The following is a 17,150-nucleotide window of genomic DNA, read 5'->3' as shown; positions in this document are numbered from 1 at the left end:
AGCTGCGCTGGTAGACTTATCCACAGTTGCTGGTAACAAAATCAGCAATCCGCCCTGGGTCAAATTTCAATCGGCAGGGTGGGTCAATTTTCCATCAGCGCCAACAGTGACTCTGCATTTTCTAGGTACCGGAAAGGGCGAGAATCGATGAAGGACGCAACAGGCCTCGGCTGGGCAAGGATTCCAACCTACGCAGAAACCATAGACGCACTAGCAAGTGGATTCGGCCTGATAGAAGCGAACGAGCAAAAATTGACGTTCCAGCGCTCGTGGCATGGAAGACAGTCTCGTTTTGGTCCCAATGCAACCAAACCGTGGCGAAGTGCCAACCAAGGTCGAATCGGCGAGTTGCTAATGCTCTTGTCTGGCGACGATCAAAATATTGCCGACGAGCTTTCTGAGTTCCTGGACACTGCAGAGACTCTCCTGTCATTTATTCGCTCAAGGGCTGTTTTCACCAGAACGTCATACCGAACTGGTTTGGGAGCATTTTTATCAATAATTGCATTCCCCCAACTGGCACTATTTTTATGCCATATCCGTGCGCGCCTTCCAGAATCAACACCTCTATATTACCTCTTCGACCTACTTCCCGATATTCATATGACGGAATATGACTGCGCAAAAAACACCCGCAACGCAGTGAGACAACAGCTTGACAAAATAACCGAGGCAAACACTGCGGACTTCAGGAGTTCGCTAAATAAGATCACAACAAAATCTGACATCAAGTTAAAAACAATAGAAGATAAAATTGGTAAACTGAACCAAAATTTCAGCAGTCGCGATTGCAAAGAAGAACTACCTGATAAAGTCAAAAATGTTCGCGCCGCCTATATAGCCGGGACCGCAATTCAAAGATTTATTGGCCATTTATCCAACGGCACACCAGACATTCACTCTGCCAGCCTCCTTGGAATCCTTAAGTATTACATTAACGAGTTCACCAACCAAGCCCAGAAAAAAACTCAAGACAATTTCCATCAGTCTCACATAATCTTGCATCATGACATGATAGGAAGTTCAAACTGTTTCCCCGAGCCAGATCTCGACACATCGATTATGGAAATCTTTAATTGTTATGAGAGATTTGTAGCCACCAGGACTATTGAAGAGTGCGCACCTCTAGCATATGCACTAGAGATTATCGACAGAGCGGCCTCGGATACCACCCCAGTCAGAGAAGCTATCGCCCTTCTTGAGCAAGACGAAGATTTCGAGATTTTCAAGCCAGTACACCATTATCTAAAGGCACGCCTTCAGATAATTGAGGGCGACAATACGAGTGCGCTGCTGAATCTTAAGGACATACTGAACTGCAGCAAGAAGCAACAGCTAGGTGAAATTGCAGTTATTGCAGCAAGTTATGCCATTACCTTGGAATTGAAGAAACCCGGGAGATGGATAAATAACAGCCTAGATCCATTTATAATTTGTTTAGCTCAAAATAAACAGCAAAACGTATCAATTGAAATCCCCATGCCAACCCCATTTTGGACATTCTCTAAGAACCCGCAGGTGACAGATTCGACCAAGCTTGTTTTTGAAGCCATCTCGCTAATCAACTCAATAACACTGCAAAACGCCACCAGCACCACTGACGAACTTTGCAACCCCTTATCAAAACTTGAAAAGCACCTCTCCAAGCTTCTTAAAATACACAGAAAACTTTGCCAGAGCGTAGCCTTTGACGAAGAATCAATAAAAACAGCCACCTCGACAACCTTTAACAATAGCCTTAAATCAAAATCAATTCTACGGACCCATCACGCAAAACCATACGAAGTTATTAGAGATCTATATTTCTATATCAATGAATTCTTTGGTCAAGCGGAGATAGAAATTCATGAAAAACTGAATCCCGCAATACTTGAATACCTCAATCTTCCACCTCAACTCCAGCTAACCATTCTAAAGACTTTAGACGAGGACGCTTTTCGCTCAGACTCAAACAAGGCAGGCAATAATCAAATCTGATAGATAAGACTTTGGCTCGCCCGATCTACGCGCGAACCCAGGCCAAAGGAATATTCGCGGTTCAAGAAGCCCAGAGCCCAGAGCCCTGGTCACTTACTGAGCAAGTTGAGAAGCTCACGTCGGACGGGAAGCTTCTGATCACCCTGATCAACCTCGTGTAGCAGCCGGACTGGACTGTTTGTAGAGGACACTGTGCTTGTCGTGTCGCTGGTAGGTATTGCGCCGGGCTGAGATATTCAAGATCACCTGGCACCTCGCATGTTCGTTGCGCTTCTAGACCCCGATGTAGGTGGCATCTGTACACACTACGGTTTCCTCGCCATACAGAAGTTTGCCGGCCTGGGTGTCATTGGCCACGCTGGCCGCCGTAAGCGTCCAGAGGCGGGAGAGAGCCCAGGGAGGAAGGGCAGGATGATTTTGACAAGAAATGCCACTATTTCGGTGCAAATGGCAAAACGTGGAATTCGTCAAAGATCAGCAGACCCACGCCTTCCAGTGCCGGGTCATCCTGCAAGCGGCGAGTGAGAATGCCTTCGGTGACCACTTCGATGCGGGTATTGGGGCCAACCTTGCTGTCGAGACGAATGCGATACCCGACGGTCTCCCCGACCTTCTCACCCAACTCGCTGGCCAGTCGTTCCGCTGCGGCACGCGCCGCCAGACGACGAGGCTCAAGCATGAGGATGGTTTGCCCATCGAGCCAGGCTTCATTGAGCAGCGCCAAGGGCACGCGGGTGGTTTTACCGGCGCCGGGCGGTGCTTCGAGCACGGCTTCGTGGCGTGTCGCCAACGCTTCACGCAGGGCGGGTAAAACTTCATCGATCGGCAAAGAAATCATGCTGGCTCCCCAGGGCGTGCCCACAGTAAATGGCGAGTCACGTTAAAGATGTGAGCGTGCCAGGCAAGGCGCGGGACGCAGGTAAGGGTCGTTTCCTTGCCAAGTCCCGCAACGTAGCATGGCGCGCTCACAGCTTTAGCCCGGAGGGCCGAACCCCGACAGGACTCATCAGCCTTCACGCGGTGTCGATCTGGAGAAAACAACTTCAATCCTCAACATATTTCGGTAGGGGTGAGACGAGGCCGCAATTTACTGTGGGCACGCCCTGCCAGCGGCGAGTATAACGGCGAACTGCTTGGCGTTCGTCAGGGTCTTAACTTCACACGACGACGCTTCGTTATTAGATGACTCAGGAGATATTTCCCATGCGTTTACCTTTTCGCCTGATCGGCGGCGTGCTGGTCGCCACCCTGCTCACTCAAATCACCGCGTGCGGCTCGATTTTCTATCCGGATCGTCGCGGCCAGATCGACGGCAAGATTGACCCGGCGATTGCCGTGCTCGATGCCGTCGGGCTGCTGTTCTACGTGATCCCCGGGCTGATCGCATTTGCTGTCGACTTCGCCACTGGCGCGATCTATTTCGAGCCAGGTCATACCGCACAAATCGATCCGGCCAAGCTCAAGCAAGCCGTCGGCCCGGACGGTCAGGTCGATAACCAAAAGTTGCAGGCTATTCTCGAAACGGAACTGGGGCGCAACTTCCCGCTGGACGATCCACGCCTGATCCAGCACAAGGGCAGCACTCAGCAACTGGCGATGTTCGGCCTGCAACCTGCCGCATAAGGAATCACCCTGCCCATGATCTCCAAGCCCGAACACGCCCGCCTGCTGCGGCTGGCCACCCGCGCCTCGGTGGCGGTGGCCTGCACGCTGATCGTCGCCAAAGCCATCGCCTGGTGGCTGAGCGGTTCGGTGAGCATGCTCGCCGGCCTCACCGACTCGGCGCTGGACGGCGTCACGTCGTTGCTCAATCTGCTGGCGGTGCACTACGCGTTACGTCCGGCGGACGACGATCACCGCTATGGCCACGGCAAGGCGGAGTCGCTGGCCGGCATGGCGCAGGCGCTGTTCATTGGTGGCAGTGCGGTGTTGATCGCATTTCAGGCGTATGAGCGGCTGAACAATCCGCAGCCGCTGGGCGCGCCTTGGCTGAGCATCGGCGTGATCGTGTTTTCCCTGCTGCTGACGCTGGCGCTGCTGGTGTTGCAGCATCGGGTGATCAAGGCTACCGGCTCCAATGCCGTGCGCGCCGATTCGTTGCATTACCGCTCGGACATGCTGCTAAACGGCAGCATTCTGATTGCGCTGGTGCTGGCCGGGTTTGGCTTTGAGCAACTGGATGCGTGGTTCGGTCTGGGGATTGCTGTCTACATCCTGTGGAGCGCGGTGCAGATCGCCCGAGAAAGTTTCTCAGTGTTGATGGACGAGGAACTACCGACGGACGTCAGCCAGCACATGCTCGAACTGGCGTGCAGTGTGCCGGGGGTGCTGGGCGCGCATGACTTGCGCACACGGATCTCGGGCAACCACTGGTTCGTGCAGTTGCATCTGGAATTGCCGGGGGAGCTGACGTTGTCCGTCGCTCACGGCATCAGCGATCAGGCCGCCGATGCCATTCACAAAGCCTACCCGCGAGCCGAAGTGCTGGTGCACGCAGACCCGATCAAAGCAGATACAAGCCGCTAGCTTCAAGCTTGTAGCTCGAAACTTGCAGCTCGTAGCGGCTTCTATCTGACCTGATAACCGCGACTGCTCAGGCAATTGCCCTGGGCCTGACGGTAGGCCTGGACCACCTCGGGCGCCGGTTGATACGTCGCGGTGCGCGGATCGAAACCGCTTTGCTGCACCGCGTACTGATAACACTGGTACCCGTCCTGCTGCACCTGCTGCGGCGACTGTCCATTGGCCGGATAGGCCTCGACGTCGTAGCCCTGGGATTGCGGCTGTTGCTGCTGCACGGGCGGCGCGACCACGATGTAATCCTGCGTGTCTTGCTGATACGCGTAGTAAGAGCCGGCAGCGAGGAACAGCAGCGACCCACCGACCCACACTTCACGGGCGTAATCCGGCAAGTACTGCGTACGAATCCCGCGCGGCGGTTGCACGACGATGTAGCGCGGACCTTGCGGGCGATACCAATAGCCGCCGGAATAGAAGTAGTCCTGACCGCGATACGGCACGCGATAGTCACGATCGGGGAAGCGATCGATCACATGCCCCGGGCGATATTGCGGGCCGGGTCCCCAACCAGTGCCGTGACCGTCCGGACGTCCCGGCCAGTGGTTGTCGTTGGGCCGATTGCCGGTCTGCCAATGCTGATTGTTGTAGCCGTTTTGCGGACGCTCATCGCGGTAGTAACCCTGACGCGGTTCCTGGGTCTGGCGCACGGCGTCGGGGCGCGGCTGGATCGGCAGGCTGTTGGCCGGTAGCTGCGGCGGTGGAGGGGGCTGGCGCACCGGGTTGGGGTTGTAGGCCGGGCGGTTCTGGTTCTGGCCGTTGTTCTGCTGACCGTTGTGCTCGAACTGGCGGCTGTTGTCGCCACGGATGATTTCGTTGTTCTGCGGGCGCTGCTGATTGTCGCCGCCATGGCCCTGATTATTGCCCTGATGTTCCGGCCCGCGACCGCCGCCGTCAGGGCCACGATTTTGCGGCTCATCGGCCAGTGCCTGCGCACCGAGACTCATACACAGCAAACCAACACCGGCCAGCTGCCAGATGCGCGACTTCATGAAATTCCTCACTGCGGCTCAGAGACCTTGATTGGAGTGGCCTGTAGCTAAGACCGGGGAAACACACACCGGGTTCTGCAACAGGTTATCAGTCACGCAACTTATTTATTGAGCGGCGCAGCAGTAAATCGCGCACAAGAAAAAAGGGAGACCCGTCGGCCTCCCTTTAGAGAACTTCGTCCTGGCTCGACGCTTTTGACGTCGGCTCACCTCACGCCGTCTTGTGGACAGTGCGTAGCTCGGGGGCCGGCCCAACCCCGGTGGGGGTGGCGGCCGCGGCAGGCCTGATTGGGCGGGCCGCGTGGACTGTGTTACCGAGCAGTGATTCTGGTGATAAGAATAAGCCTGAGGCCGCGACAGAGGATTGCGAAGATTGCTCAAATAAACATCACTTGCGCAATTTTTCACCCTGGATAGATAATCCTCCGCAATAGTTACAACCAAGGACAGATTGATGAGCAAACTCGACCGTTACGACCTGAGCATTTTGGCGGAATTGCAACGCGACGCCCGCATCTCCAACCAGGAGTTGGCCGAGCGCATCGGTCTGTCACCCTCGCCTTGCTCGCGCCGGGTCAAACAGCTGGAAGACGACGGCTATATCTCGCGTCAGGTGGCGCTACTGGACCGCAAGATGCTCGGCCTGAGCCTGACGGCTTACGTGCTGATCGGCATGGACCGGCACACGCCAGAGCGTTTCGAGAATTTCGAAGCGGCGATTCGCACGTTGCCGCAGGTGCTGGAGTGCAGCCTGGTGACGGGGGTGGATGCTGATTACCAGTTGAAAGTGGTGGTACCGGACATGGATCACTATCAGAAGCTGTTGCTCGGTCACCTCACCCGCATCGACGGCGTAACAAGCGTTCGCTCAAGCTTTGTGCTGAATCAGGTATTGAACAGTACCGAGTTGCCGCTGACTCATTTGCGTAGCTGAAATCTCTCCCTGTAGGAGCGGTGACTGAAGAGGTGTGGCACACCGACGCAGGTCAATGATTCAGCAATTGCCCATGGCGTATAATCGCCGCCGCCCTTTACCCCGCCCAGCGCCGGAGATGTCCGATGGATCCTGCACTACTCGAAGAATGGATGATGACCGGTCTGGTCAGCATCCTGATCATTTTCATGGGTTTCATCGTCTGGGATCTGGCGAAGAAGTCCAAGGCCGGTCGCTTCGGCTCGCTCATTCTGTTCTTCGTGCTGGGCCTGGGTGTGGCCGCGTTCATCATCAAGAGCGTGGTGATCGGCCTGATCGAATCCGGCGCTCTATAAGCGCGCCGGCACCTCCGCCCACTGGCCCTGATCGAGACCGTCGATCGTCCAGTCACCAATCCTGACCCGCACCAACCGCAGCGTCGGCAGCCCGACCGCGGCAGTCATGCGCCGTACCTGACGGTTGCGTCCCTCGCGAATCACCAGTTCCAGCCAACTCGTCGGCACGCTTTTGCGAAAGCGCACGGGCGGGTTGCGTGGCCACAGATCAGGTTCGTCGAGTTGGCGCGCCTCGGCGGGCAAGGTCATGCCGTCATTCAACTCGACGCCATCACGCAGACGCTGCAACTGCTCGTCCGTCGGCTCGCCTTCGACCTGCACCCAATAGGTTTTCGCCAGCTTGTGTTTCGGGTCTGCGATCCGCGCCTGCAACTGGCCATCGTTAGTCAGCAGCAGCAAACCTTCGCTGTCTCGGTCCAGACGCCCGGCCGGGTAGATGCCCGGCACGTCGATGTAATCCTTGAGCGTCGCCCGCCCTTCACCGTCGCTGAATTGCGTCAGCACATCGAACGGTTTGTTGAACAGGATCAGTTTCGGCTCGGCCGGCGGCGCCTTGGCGACACGGCGAGGGGCAGAAGACGGAGGCTTCGCGCCGGGACGGCGGGAAGGTGGACGCGGAGGACGGGACATGGGCAAAACAACATCTGGCGATCTGGGCTGACAATGCTAGTGCCCGGATCGCCAAATGACCACGACTAACCGTTAACGGAACGGCGGTTCGTCGAAGCTGCGCAGTTTGCGCGAGTGCAGCGAATTGAGTTCGGTGCGCAGCAGATCGACTGCTTCGATGCCGATCTTCAAGTGCTGGCTGACCGCGCGTTCGTAAAAGGCGTTGGCCGAACCCGGCAGCTTGATTTCACTGTGCAGCGGTTTGTCCGAAACGCACAGCAACGTGCCATACGGCACTCGCAAGCGATAACCCTGCGCGGCAATCGTGCCACTTTCCATGTCCACCGCCACGGCACGGGACAGGTTGATCAACGGTCGCTCCTGGGCCCAGCGCAGTTCCCAGTTACGGTCGTCGTAGGTCAGCACGGTGCCGGTGCGCAGGCGTTTTTTCAGATCGTCGCCCTTCTCGCCCGTGATATTGGCTGCCGCTTGTTGCAGCGCCATTTGCACTTCGGCCAGTGCCGGGATCGGAATGTTGGGCGGCACGACGCGATCGAGAATACCGTCGCGACGCATGTAGGCGTGGGCCAGCACGTAATCGCCGATGGTCTGCGACTGACGCAGACCGCCGCAGTGACCGATCATCAGCCAGCAATGCGGACGCAGTACCGCCAAATGGTCGGTGATGTTCTTGGCGTTGGACGGGCCGACACCGATATTGACCAAGGTCACGCCGTGGCCATCGCTGGCGATCAGGTGATAGGCCGGCATCTGGTAGCGGTGCCAGACCACACCGGCAGCAATCGCCGAAGCTTCGCCGTGATCCATGCTCTTTTCGATGATCACGTTGCCCGGCAGCACCATGCGCACGAAACGCGGATCGCTGCGCAATTGCTCCAGACCATGGACGATGAACTGGTCGACGTAACGGTGATAGTTGGTCAGCAGGATCCACGGCTGCACATGACGCCAGTCGCTGCCGGTGTAATGCACCAGTCGGCGCAGCGAGAAATCCACACGCGCCGCATCAAACAGCGCCAATGGCAGCGGATCGGTATTTTCCCAATCGTAGAGACCGTCGGCGATGCCATCGGTGGCGGCAGACAAATCGGTACTCGGGAAAACGCGCGCCAGCACCGCTGCCGTCACGCCGGAGCCGGCCAGTTCGTCGCCCTGTTCGACCACGTATGGATACGGAATGTTTTGCTGGCTGACGCCGACTTCCACGGTCACGGTGAAGTCATGCATCAGCGGCACAAGTTGTTCGAGCAGGTATTTGCGAAAGGCCGCCGGGTGGGTGACGGTGACGCTGTAGGTGCCCGGCAGTTGCACCTTGGCGTAGGCGCGGGTGGTCTGCGGGACTTCGCCCTGGCAGTGATAGGTCAAACGCAGTTCGGGATAACGAAACTGAGCACGCTGCTCGGCGTCGGGCTCGACGCGATCCTTGAGGTACCGCTTGAGCGCCGAGTTCAGCGCAGAGGTGGCCCGCTCATGGAGCTCGGCCAGACGATCCACGGCTTGTTCGGCGGTTTGAACGACAATAAACGCTTCGGTCACGATCAGCTTCCTGTGTTCTGACTTGCAGAGCTTCATCTTGCCTGCATCGTGGCGTGACGGGAACAGTGGCGTTGTGGCTACACCTAAATCTTTCAGACAACCCGAATCCCTGTGGGAGCTGGCTTGCCAGCGATGAGGTCGTCACATTCAACATCGATGTCGAGTGACAGAACGCCATCGCTGGCAAGCCAGCTCCCACAGGGTTTTGTTGTGTTGTGGAGATTGGGGTCAGAAACCTTGCGGCGTCGAGCGGGCGACGATGGCTTCGACGTCCAGTCCACGCGGCAGCGCGCCGTAGACTCGTCCGCCCCCACTCAGACGACTGGCAATAAATGCATCACTGACCGCCGAATTCCCAGCCTCCAGCAACAGTTTGGCCTGTAGCCCCAGCGCAATATCCTCAGTCAACTGCCGCGCCCGGTATTGAATGTCGCTCGTATCCTTGAACTGCGCCTGCAACTGCTGAATATGTGCGGCCAGACGTTTATCGCCATGGCCGTCACCCAGTTCGCTGAACAACACATCCAGCACGCCCGGCTCTTTCGACAAGGCACGCAACACGTCGAGGCACTGCACGTTGCCCGAGCCTTCCCACGTAGAGTTGACCGGCGCCTCGCGGTACAGTCGCGGCAGGATGCTGTCTTCGACATAACCCGCACCGCCCATGCATTCGGCGGCTTCGTTGATCATGGCCGGCGCGCGTTTGCAGACCCAGTATTTGCCCACCGCCGTCACCAACCGGGCGAATTGCGCTTCGTGGCGATCATCCAGATGATCGAGCGCTTTGCCCATGCGCAGGCTCAGGGCCAGTGCGGCCTCGCTTTCAAGCGCCAGATCGGCCAGCACGTTCTGCATCAACGGCTGTTCGCTCAGCAGTTTGCCACCGACCTTGCGGTGCGCGCAGTGATGGCTGGCCTGGGTCAGCGCCTGACGCATCAGCGCGCTGGAGCCGACCATGCAATCGAAACGGGTCATGGCCACCATCTCGATGATGGTCGGCACGCCGCGCCCCTCTTCACCGACCATCCACGCCAGCGCCCCGCGAAATTCCACCTCGCTGGAGGCGTTTGACTGATTGCCGAGTTTGTTTTTCAGGCGCTGGATGTAGAACTGATTGCGCGTGTCATCGGGACGATGGCGCGGCAGCAGAAAACAGGTCAGGCCTTTGTCGGTCTGCGCCAGCGTGAGGAACGCATCGCACATCGGCGCCGAGCAGAACCACTTGTGCCCGACCAGTTCATAGGCCTCGCCCGACCCACTGGCACCGACCGGATAGGCTTTGGTGGTATTGGCGCGCACGTCGGTGCCGCCCTGTTTTTCGGTCATCGCCATGCCGATGGTGACCCCGGCCTTGTGCGCCATGCCGACATTGCGCGGATCGTATTCGGTGGCGAGGATTTTCGGCAGCCATTGCTCGGCCAGGTTCGGCTGCAAACGCAGGGCCGGAACGCTGGCGAACGTCATGGTCAACGGGCAGCCACTGCCGGCCTCGGCCTGGCTGTGCAGGTAACTCATGGAGGCCCGGGCAACGTGGGCGCCGTCCTGCGGGTGCGCCCATGGCAAGGACGTCAGGCCATGCTCGATGGCCGTGCGCATCAGCTCGTGATAAGCGGGATGGAATTCCACCAGATCGATACGATGACCGTAGCGGTCATGGCTGGCGAATACCGGTTTGTTCTGATTGGCGAGGAACCCGGCTTCCATCAGCGGCCCGCCAGCGAGAGCACCGTAGGCATCAATTCGCGATTCGGCCCAACCGGCGCCAAACCGGCGCGACCACTCCTGCAACGGCAGATCAATGCGGTACAGGTTGCTGCCGTCCAGCGACGGCGGCTGGTTGGTGACTTCGTGGGTTTCGGCGAACTGATGCAGGTTCATGACGGGTTCCTTCTTCAGCGAGAAGGTCAGTTAAGCACCGCCCCCACGCCGAACAAAGTGTCATATCCGCCGTTTTTGCGGCGCTTTTACCCTGTCAGCAGCAGAGCACGCGCCGCTCCAGCGCTGCCTGCAAATCTTCGAATTTCACCGGTTTGTTCAAGTAATCGATCACCGCGCCAGGGCTGCACATCTCGCGGTCGGCACTCAGCGCCAAAATGAACACCGGCAGATGCGCGCAACCCGGCAAAGCATGGATCTGGCAGCACAATGCCGCGCCGTCCTGGGCAGGCGACTGGCAATCGATCAGTACCGCGTCGAAGTTCTCGCGCTGCAGGTAATCGAGCGCTGCCGCACTATTATCGGCGGCGCGCACGCGGAAACCGAGCTTGAGCAGCATGCCGCGCATCACCAGTTGGTTGACGCTGTTGTTATCGACCAACAACACCGTGCAGTCTTGTGGGGCGCGTATGCAATCGCGGGCAGGCGCCGCTGTTGGCGCAGGTTCGACCACCGGCAATTCGAACTCGACGTCCAGCTGGAAACGGCTGCCGCGACCGGGTTCGGAACGATGGGTGAGCTTGCCGCCGAGCAATTCCACCAACTGTCGGCAAATCGCCAGACCCACGCCCAAGCCGCCGTACTCACGGGTCATCGACCCGTCGAGCTGGAAGAAGCGTTGATACATCGTCGCCTCGCCCAGATCAGTGAAGCCGATACCGGTGTCGATCACCGCAAACGACAGCGCCATACGATTGTCCGTCGTCGGTTTGCCGCTAACACGTAGCGCCAGACCGCCCACGCGAGTGAACTTGATCGCGTTATCCAGCAAGCATTCCAGGCATTGCGCCAGTTTCGTGCTGTCGCCATTCAGGCGATCCGGCAGGGTCGGCAACACGTCGACTTTGAAGTCCAGCGACTTGCTCGCCGCATTACTTTCAAATTGCACACGTAATGCCTCGACCACGCCGCGCAGGCTGAAGCTGCCCGGTGTCGCCTTGAGCTTGCCGGCTTGCAATTCGGTAAGGGTGAGGATGCCGTTGACCATGCGCATCATGTCCCGGGCGGAACCGGCAGCGGTTTGCTGGTATTGCTCAAGCTCCGGGTCGAGGTCAACGGTCTGCATCAGTTCCAGCGAGCCGATCACACCGTTCATCGGCGTGCGCAGTTCGTGGGTCAGGGTCGCGAGGAATTCATCCTTGAGCTTGTTACTGCGGGCCAGTTGCTGGTTGAGCACTTCGAGTTTCTGGCTGGCATCGAACAGAGTCTGCGCCTGTTGTTCGCGCATCGCGTTGATGCGATCGGCCAATGCCAGCGACAGCAGCGCCACTTCGATGGCCGAGCCGATCTGGCTGGCGTACATGGTCAGGAACACGTTCGGCAGCAAGCCCAGCACCATCAGCGTGTTGATCACGCCACCGAGCAGAAACGCCGACCAGGCGATGATGAAGTAGCGCGCCACCCGCAGGCCGCGGCACCAGGCCAGAATCCCGGCGGCGAAAATCACCACGGTGAAGGTCAGCGCCAACGTTGTTGCCAGGCGCAGGGCCAAGGCATAACTGGCCATCAACGACAGACCAACCACCAGCGCGCCGAATGCGATCAAGGCGATCAGCAAGCGGTCAAGCCAGCGGCTGTGCGTCTTGGTCTGCAAAAAGCTGCGGGCGAACTGGCTGCCGAACAACCCCGCACAACCGATGAAGAACGGGGTGGCGGCGTTGGCCCACCACGGATTGTTCGGCCAGAAATACTCGACCGCCGCACCATTCACCGACAGCTGATAGAGCCCGAACGAGGCAATGTAGAAGATGTAATAGAGGTAACTGGTGTCTCGCACGCTCAGGTAGATGAACAGGTTGTAGACCACCATCCCCAGCAGCACGCCATAAATGATGCCCAGCACGTACAGGCGCACCGGCTGGTCTTCGAGATACGCGGTGCTCGACCACAACGTCACCGGCGCCTGGATCGAGCCTTCGCTGGCGAGTCGCAGGTACACGGTTTGCTGTTGATCCGGCGCGAACGTCAGGTCGAACAGATAGTTGTTCTGGCGGATCTCACGACTGGCGAACGGCAAGGCATCGCCGGTTTGCCGGATCAGATGAAAGTCGCCATGGGCGTCGGGCAGATACAGGTCGAGATGGTCGAGCGGCGGATACGCCAACTCCAGCAGCCAGGTGCGCTGGGCGCCAGGATTGCTCGGGCGGTAATGCAGGTCGATCTTCAGCCAGAATGCCGAGCGTGAGTACCCGGCATTGAGCGTGGCTTTGTCGTGGGCTTTGAAATTGCCGGCAGCAGCCTGCGCGCGGACATCGGCAATGCTCGCCTGACCGCTCGGGTCTTCGAACACTTGCAGTGACCGGCCCAGAGGGAGGCTCTGGGTGAATTCGTCGAATTCGACGGCGCTCGCCATGAGGGGCAAGCAGAACAGCAACATCAGCAGATAGCGCATTGAAGCCCCAGCGTGGCTCGTCCGGTTGTGTCAGGAAGCCCCCCATTCCTTGTGAGTAGACGTAAAACCGGTGTTACCTGTTATTGGTTTGGATCCAGACTAGCATAGCCGTTGATGGCCATTGAGCACCATCGGAATTTTTCCTACAAAGGCTCTAGAACGGGCGTTCCAGAGCAAAGCAGCGAGCTAGAGCTGTTTGATTGGTCAGGTAGATCAAAAGATCCTCCAACGACTCGGGCCGCGATCGGACGATCTTTTGATCTTGCTGCGCCAGCCACACCCGAAAATCAGCTTTGGTGGTAAGCTCGCGCACCATGAATATCTACAGCTCCCGCCCCGTTGTCCTCTGTCTCTCCGGCCACGACCCCAGTGGTGGCGCCGGCTTGCAGGCAGATATCGAAGCCCTGCTCGCGCAGGGTTGCCATGCGGCTCCGGCCGTCACCGCCCTGACCGTGCAAGACACCGTCAACGTCACTGACTTTCGCGTCCTCGACCGTGAGTGGGTATTGGCCCAGGCCAATGCCGTACTCAACGACTCCGAAGTCGCTGCGGTCAAACTGGGCATGCTCGGTTCGCTGGAAATGGTCGACACCGTTGTCGAACTGTTGTCGGCGCACCCGCACTTGCCGGTGGTCTGTGACCCGGTACTGCGCGCCGGCGGCGGTGGACGTCTGGGCAAGGACGAAGTCGGCTATGCGATGCGCGAACGTCTGCTGCCACTGTCGATCATCGCGACCCCCAACCTTCCCGAAGCACGCATCCTTGCCGAACTGCCCGAAGGCACCGCGGACGAGTGCGCTGAAAAACTTCTGCCGTTCGTCAAAAACCTGCTGATTACCGGTGGCCACGGCGACGAAACTGAAATCCACAATCGCCTGTACAGCCGCGACGGTCTGCGTGAAACCTTTTACTGCCAGCGCTTGCCGGGCAGTTATCACGGTTCTGGCTGCACCCTCGCCAGTGCCTTGGCCGGTCGCCTGGCGCAAGGTGAAAACCTTGCCAGCGCCGTGCGCAGTGCACTGGATTACACCTGGCGCACCCTGCGCGATGCCGAACAGCTGGGCAAAGGCCAGTTTGTCCCGCGTCGCCTGCCGCTGGATTTCTGCTCGTAACGTCGTGAGGTCTGCCTGATGAAACTACGTGGCCTGTACGCCATTACCGACAGCCAGTTGCTGGCCGGCAAGTTCCTGTCGTACGTGGAGGCGGCGCTGGAAGGCGGCGTCACTCTGCTGCAATACCGCGACAAGAGCAGCGACGAGGCCCGCCGTCTGCGCGAGGCCGAGGCGCTGCGCAATTTGTGCGAACGCTACAACACGCAGCTAATCATCAACGACGACGCCGAACTGGCCGCGCGCCTGAACGTCGGTGTACACCTGGGCCAGACCGACGGCCCGCTGTCACCGACCCGCGCCCTGCTCGGCTCGAAAGCGATCATCGGCTCGACTTGCCACGCGCAAATCGAACTGGCGCAACAGGCTGCCAAGGAAGGCGCGAGTTACGTCGCCTTCGGTCGTTTCTTCAATTCCAACACAAAACCCGGTGCACCGACCTGCAGCCTTGATCTGCTCGACGAAGCCAAACGTGCGCTGCATCTACCGATCTGCGCGATTGGTGGCATTACCCTCGACAACGCTGCGCCGCTGGTGGCCCACGGTGTCGACTTGCTTGCTGTGGTCCACGGTTTGTTTGGTGCCGACAGCACCGCCGAAGTGACCCGCCGCGCCCGCGCATTCAATGAATTGTTCAAATCCTGATTTTTGAGAGCCCGATCATGTCTCGTTCCGAAACCCTGTTTGCCAATGCCCAGAAACACATTCCCGGTGGCGTGAACTCACCGGTTCGCGCGTTCAAGAGCGTGGGTGGCACGCCGCTGTTCTTCAAACACGCCGAAGGCGCCTACGTCACTGACGAAGACGACAAGCGTTATGTCGATTACGTTGGCTCGTGGGGCCCGATGATTCTTGGCCACAGCCACCCGGACGTGCTGGACGCGGTGCGCAATCAACTGCAACACGGCTTGTCGTACGGTGCGCCGACCGCGATGGAAACCGAGATGGCCGACCTGGTCTGCTCGCTGGTGCCGTCGATGGACATGGTGCGCATGGTCAGCTCCGGCACCGAAGCGACCATGAGCGCCATCCGCCTGGCCCGTGGTTTCACCGGCCGCGACAGCATCATCAAATTCGAAGGCTGCTACCACGGTCACTCCGACAGCCTGCTGGTCAAGGCCGGTTCCGGCGCACTGACCCAAGGCGTTCCGAGCTCGGCGGGTGTACCGGCCGCGTTCGCCAAACACACGCTGACCCTGCCGTTCAACGACATCGACGCCGTGGAAAAAATGCTCGCCGAAGTCGGTGAAGAAGTCGCCTGCATCATCGTTGAGCCAGTGGCCGGCAACATGAACTGCGTACCGCCAGCGCCGGGCTTCCTCGAAGGTCTGCGCTCGCTGTGCGACAAACATGGCGTTGTGCTGATTTTCGACGAAGTGATGACCGGTTTCCGCGTGGCCCTCGGTGGCGCGCAGGCTTACTACGGAGTGAAACCAGACCTGACCACCTTCGGCAAGATCATCGGCGGCGGCATGCCCGTCGGCTGTTTCGGCGGCAAGCGTGAAATCATGGAACGCATCGCGCCACTGGGCCCGGTGTATCAGGCCGGCACGCTGTCGGGTAACCCGCTGGCCATGGCTGCCGGTTTGACCACTCTGCGCCTGATCAGCCGTGCGGGTTTCCACGACGAACTGACCGATTACACCACGCGCATGCTAGACGGCCTGCAACAACGCGCTGATGCAGCGGGTATTCCGTTCGTGACCACTCAGGCCGGCGGCATGTTCGGCCTGTACTTCAGCGGTGCCGACGACATCGTCACCTTTGAAGACGTGATGGCCAGTGACGCTGCCCTGTTCGGTCGCTTCTTCCACCTGATGCTGGAAGGCGGCGTGTACCTGGCACCGAGTGCATTCGAAGCCGGTTTCACTTCTATCGCCCACGGCGAAGCCGAGTTGAAGTTGACTCTGGATGCAGCCGAGCGCGCCTTCGCCAAACTGAAATAATCGCCGAACCGCTGACGTTGGCCATTGCCAGCGTCAGCTTTCACCTACACCCGAGCTGTTTTTCCGACGCCTCTGCTAAATATCCGCCTGAAGTGGGCGATATATTCCCCGCGCAGCAGAAAAACGAGTAAAGACTTTGTAAGGATGGCCCTGCTTATTTCATAATGCGCGCTTATTGGATCCCTCGATGGGTCCGCGTGCCCTTCAGAGGTAAGTCGATTCCCATGAACCGCACCGGCCGCACCCTTGCCTTGGGCTGCCTGTTGCTCCTTCAGCCCCTGCTCGCGCATGCACAAGCAGGCGGCAACTCGTTGTTGATCCCGGCGATGGGTCGTTGCACCCTCAATACTCAGCCGCAAGACGTCACGCAGGCACTGGCCGCCTGCCAAAAGGCAGCGGATGAAGGGGATGCGCAAGCGCAATACGAGTTGGGTGAGTTCTACTACGACGGCAAGAATGCGCCGCGCGACCTCAATCAAGCCCTGAGCTATTTCGAAAAAGCCTCGCTGCAAGGCCATGCCCAGGCGCAATTCAAGCTCGGCACCATGTTCTTCCACGGCGAAGGCGTGCAGGCCAACAACATTCAGGCGTACATCGTGCTGAAGATGGCCGCGGTCAACGGCGCCGAAGAGGCGCTGGACACTGCCGACGAAGTCTCTGAAAAAATGTCCCGCGAAGACCTCGAAACCGCCACACAGGTGCTCGGGCAAATTTTCCGTAAATACCTGATGGAACTGCAGAGCGCCGATGGGCGCACGCCGTTTTCGCCTCTTCCCTGATTTCTGAG

The 17,150-nt window shown here is 58.8% G+C and carries 14 protein-coding genes and 1 pseudogene; 9 read left to right on the top strand and 6 right to left on the bottom strand.

The features are described 5' to 3' along the window. Nucleotides 1-147 precede the first annotated feature (147 nt). Nucleotides 148-1,977 (top strand): hypothetical protein, encoded by a 1,830-nt coding sequence (locus tag AB4P92_RS19680; protein WP_129591701.1) that lies wholly within the window; start codon nt 148-150, stop codon nt 1,975-1,977. A gap of 457 nt (nt 1,978-2,434) precedes the next feature. On the opposite strand, the pseudogene AB4P92_RS19675 reads toward AB4P92_RS19680, so the two are convergent. After that, nucleotides 2,435-2,815: pseudogene (locus tag AB4P92_RS19675) on the bottom strand (DEAD/DEAH box helicase); the annotation flags it as partial. Between the two features lie 365 nt (nt 2,816-3,180). Between AB4P92_RS19675 and AB4P92_RS19670 the strand changes: the two are divergent. After that, a complete protein-coding gene (locus AB4P92_RS19670) occupies nt 3,181-3,600 on the top strand; it encodes a polyribonucleotide nucleotidyltransferase (RefSeq protein ID WP_150602142.1) in 420 nt (139 codons plus the stop codon). A 15-nt stretch (nt 3,601-3,615) separates the two neighbouring features. After that, complete coding sequence (locus AB4P92_RS19665; protein WP_395598031.1) at nt 3,616-4,503, top strand: cation diffusion facilitator family transporter; 888 nt, start codon at nt 3,616-3,618, stop codon at nt 4,501-4,503. A 41-nt stretch (nt 4,504-4,544) separates the two neighbouring features. On the opposite strand, the gene AB4P92_RS19660 is transcribed toward AB4P92_RS19665, so the two are convergent. Further along, nucleotides 4,545-5,546 carry a DUF6515 family protein gene (locus AB4P92_RS19660; protein ID WP_395598030.1) on the bottom strand — a complete coding sequence of 334 codons (1,002 nt, stop codon included), beginning with the start codon at nt 5,544-5,546 and terminating at the stop codon, nt 4,545-4,547. 454 nt (nt 5,547-6,000) lie between these two features. Between AB4P92_RS19660 and AB4P92_RS19655 the strand changes: the two genes are divergently transcribed. Continuing rightward, nucleotides 6,001-6,480 carry an Lrp/AsnC family transcriptional regulator gene (locus tag AB4P92_RS19655; RefSeq protein WP_042561225.1) on the top strand — a complete coding sequence of 160 codons (480 nt, stop codon included), beginning with the start codon at nt 6,001-6,003 and terminating at the stop codon, nt 6,478-6,480. Nucleotides 6,481-6,605: 125 nt separating this feature from the next. Continuing rightward, on the top strand, nt 6,606-6,815 hold the full coding sequence (locus AB4P92_RS19650) for a DUF2788 domain-containing protein (protein WP_042561226.1): 210 nt from the start codon (nt 6,606-6,608) through the stop codon (nt 6,813-6,815). Here AB4P92_RS19650 and AB4P92_RS19645 read toward each other — a convergent pair. The 4 genes from AB4P92_RS19645 to AB4P92_RS19630 form a co-directional block, all read right to left on the bottom strand. After that, nucleotides 6,810-7,445 (bottom strand): pseudouridine synthase, encoded by a 636-nt coding sequence (locus AB4P92_RS19645; RefSeq protein WP_261736590.1) that lies wholly within the window; start codon nt 7,443-7,445, stop codon nt 6,810-6,812. The genes AB4P92_RS19650 and AB4P92_RS19645 overlap by 6 nt on opposite strands. A gap of 72 nt (nt 7,446-7,517) precedes the next feature. Beyond that, nucleotides 7,518-9,017 carry an AMP nucleosidase gene (amn, locus tag AB4P92_RS19640; protein WP_162184593.1) on the bottom strand — a complete coding sequence of 500 codons (1,500 nt, stop codon included), beginning with the start codon at nt 9,015-9,017 and terminating at the stop codon, nt 7,518-7,520. A 192-nt stretch (nt 9,018-9,209) separates the two neighbouring features. Then, nucleotides 9,210-10,859: an acyl-CoA dehydrogenase family protein gene (locus AB4P92_RS19635; RefSeq protein WP_395598029.1), complete on the bottom strand. Its 1,650-nt coding sequence runs from the start codon at nt 10,857-10,859 to the stop codon at nt 9,210-9,212. Nucleotides 10,860-10,953: 94 nt separating this feature from the next. Next, complete coding sequence (locus AB4P92_RS19630) at nt 10,954-13,308, bottom strand: 7TM diverse intracellular signaling domain-containing protein (RefSeq protein WP_395598028.1); 2,355 nt, start codon at nt 13,306-13,308, stop codon at nt 10,954-10,956. 314 nt (nt 13,309-13,622) lie between these two features. On the opposite strand from AB4P92_RS19630, the gene AB4P92_RS19625 reads away from it, so the two are divergent. From AB4P92_RS19625 to AB4P92_RS19610, 4 genes are all read left to right on the top strand, one after another. Beyond that, nucleotides 13,623-14,420, top strand: a complete 798-nt coding sequence (locus AB4P92_RS19625; RefSeq protein WP_047303578.1) for a hydroxymethylpyrimidine/phosphomethylpyrimidine kinase — start codon at nt 13,623-13,625, stop codon at nt 14,418-14,420. Between the two features lie 18 nt (nt 14,421-14,438). Next, nucleotides 14,439-15,062, top strand: coding sequence for a thiamine phosphate synthase (gene thiE / locus AB4P92_RS19620; RefSeq protein WP_395598027.1), 624 nt, complete (start codon nt 14,439-14,441; stop codon nt 15,060-15,062). Between the two features lie 17 nt (nt 15,063-15,079). Further along, nucleotides 15,080-16,363: a glutamate-1-semialdehyde 2,1-aminomutase gene (gene hemL / locus AB4P92_RS19615; protein WP_261736586.1), complete on the top strand. Its 1,284-nt coding sequence runs from the start codon at nt 15,080-15,082 to the stop codon at nt 16,361-16,363. Between the two features lie 224 nt (nt 16,364-16,587). After that, on the top strand, nt 16,588-17,142 hold the full coding sequence (locus AB4P92_RS19610) for a tetratricopeptide repeat protein (protein WP_042561233.1): 555 nt from the start codon (nt 16,588-16,590) through the stop codon (nt 17,140-17,142). Nucleotides 17,143-17,150 lie beyond the last annotated feature (8 nt).

Source organism: Pseudomonas sp. A0308 (assembly GCF_044218815.1).
Classification (GTDB): Bacteria; Pseudomonadota; Gammaproteobacteria; order Pseudomonadales; family Pseudomonadaceae; genus Aquipseudomonas; species Aquipseudomonas iridis.
The sequence above is the reverse complement of the archived record's forward strand: the minus strand, read 5'-3'. Positions and strand labels throughout refer to the sequence as shown.

What these genes read in the sequence shown, in the direction of transcription:
- AB4P92_RS19680 (WP_129591701.1), top strand. Translation starts at nt 148, where the DNA reads ATGAAGGACGCAACAGGCCTCGGCTGGGCAAGGATTCCAACCTACGCA.
- AB4P92_RS19670 (WP_150602142.1), top strand. Translation starts at nt 3,181, where the DNA reads ATGCGTTTACCTTTTCGCCTGATCGGCGGCGTGCTGGTCGCCACCCTG.
- AB4P92_RS19665 (WP_395598031.1), top strand. Translation starts at nt 3,616, where the DNA reads ATGATCTCCAAGCCCGAACACGCCCGCCTGCTGCGGCTGGCCACCCGC.
- AB4P92_RS19660 (WP_395598030.1), bottom strand. Translation starts at nt 5,546, where the DNA reads ATGAAGTCGCGCATCTGGCAGCTGGCCGGTGTTGGTTTGCTGTGTATG.
- AB4P92_RS19655 (WP_042561225.1), top strand. Translation starts at nt 6,001, where the DNA reads ATGAGCAAACTCGACCGTTACGACCTGAGCATTTTGGCGGAATTGCAA.
- AB4P92_RS19650 (WP_042561226.1), top strand. Translation starts at nt 6,606, where the DNA reads ATGGATCCTGCACTACTCGAAGAATGGATGATGACCGGTCTGGTCAGC.
- AB4P92_RS19645 (WP_261736590.1), bottom strand. Translation starts at nt 7,445, where the DNA reads ATGTCCCGTCCTCCGCGTCCACCTTCCCGCCGTCCCGGCGCGAAGCCT.
- amn (WP_162184593.1), bottom strand. Translation starts at nt 9,017, where the DNA reads ATGAAGCTCTGCAAGTCAGAACACAGGAAGCTGATCGTGACCGAAGCG.
- AB4P92_RS19635 (WP_395598029.1), bottom strand. Translation starts at nt 10,859, where the DNA reads ATGAACCTGCATCAGTTCGCCGAAACCCACGAAGTCACCAACCAGCCG.
- AB4P92_RS19630 (WP_395598028.1), bottom strand. Translation starts at nt 13,308, where the DNA reads ATGCGCTATCTGCTGATGTTGCTGTTCTGCTTGCCCCTCATGGCGAGC.
- AB4P92_RS19625 (WP_047303578.1), top strand. Translation starts at nt 13,623, where the DNA reads ATGAATATCTACAGCTCCCGCCCCGTTGTCCTCTGTCTCTCCGGCCAC.
- thiE (WP_395598027.1), top strand. Translation starts at nt 14,439, where the DNA reads ATGAAACTACGTGGCCTGTACGCCATTACCGACAGCCAGTTGCTGGCC.
- hemL (WP_261736586.1), top strand. Translation starts at nt 15,080, where the DNA reads ATGTCTCGTTCCGAAACCCTGTTTGCCAATGCCCAGAAACACATTCCC.
- AB4P92_RS19610 (WP_042561233.1), top strand. Translation starts at nt 16,588, where the DNA reads ATGAACCGCACCGGCCGCACCCTTGCCTTGGGCTGCCTGTTGCTCCTT.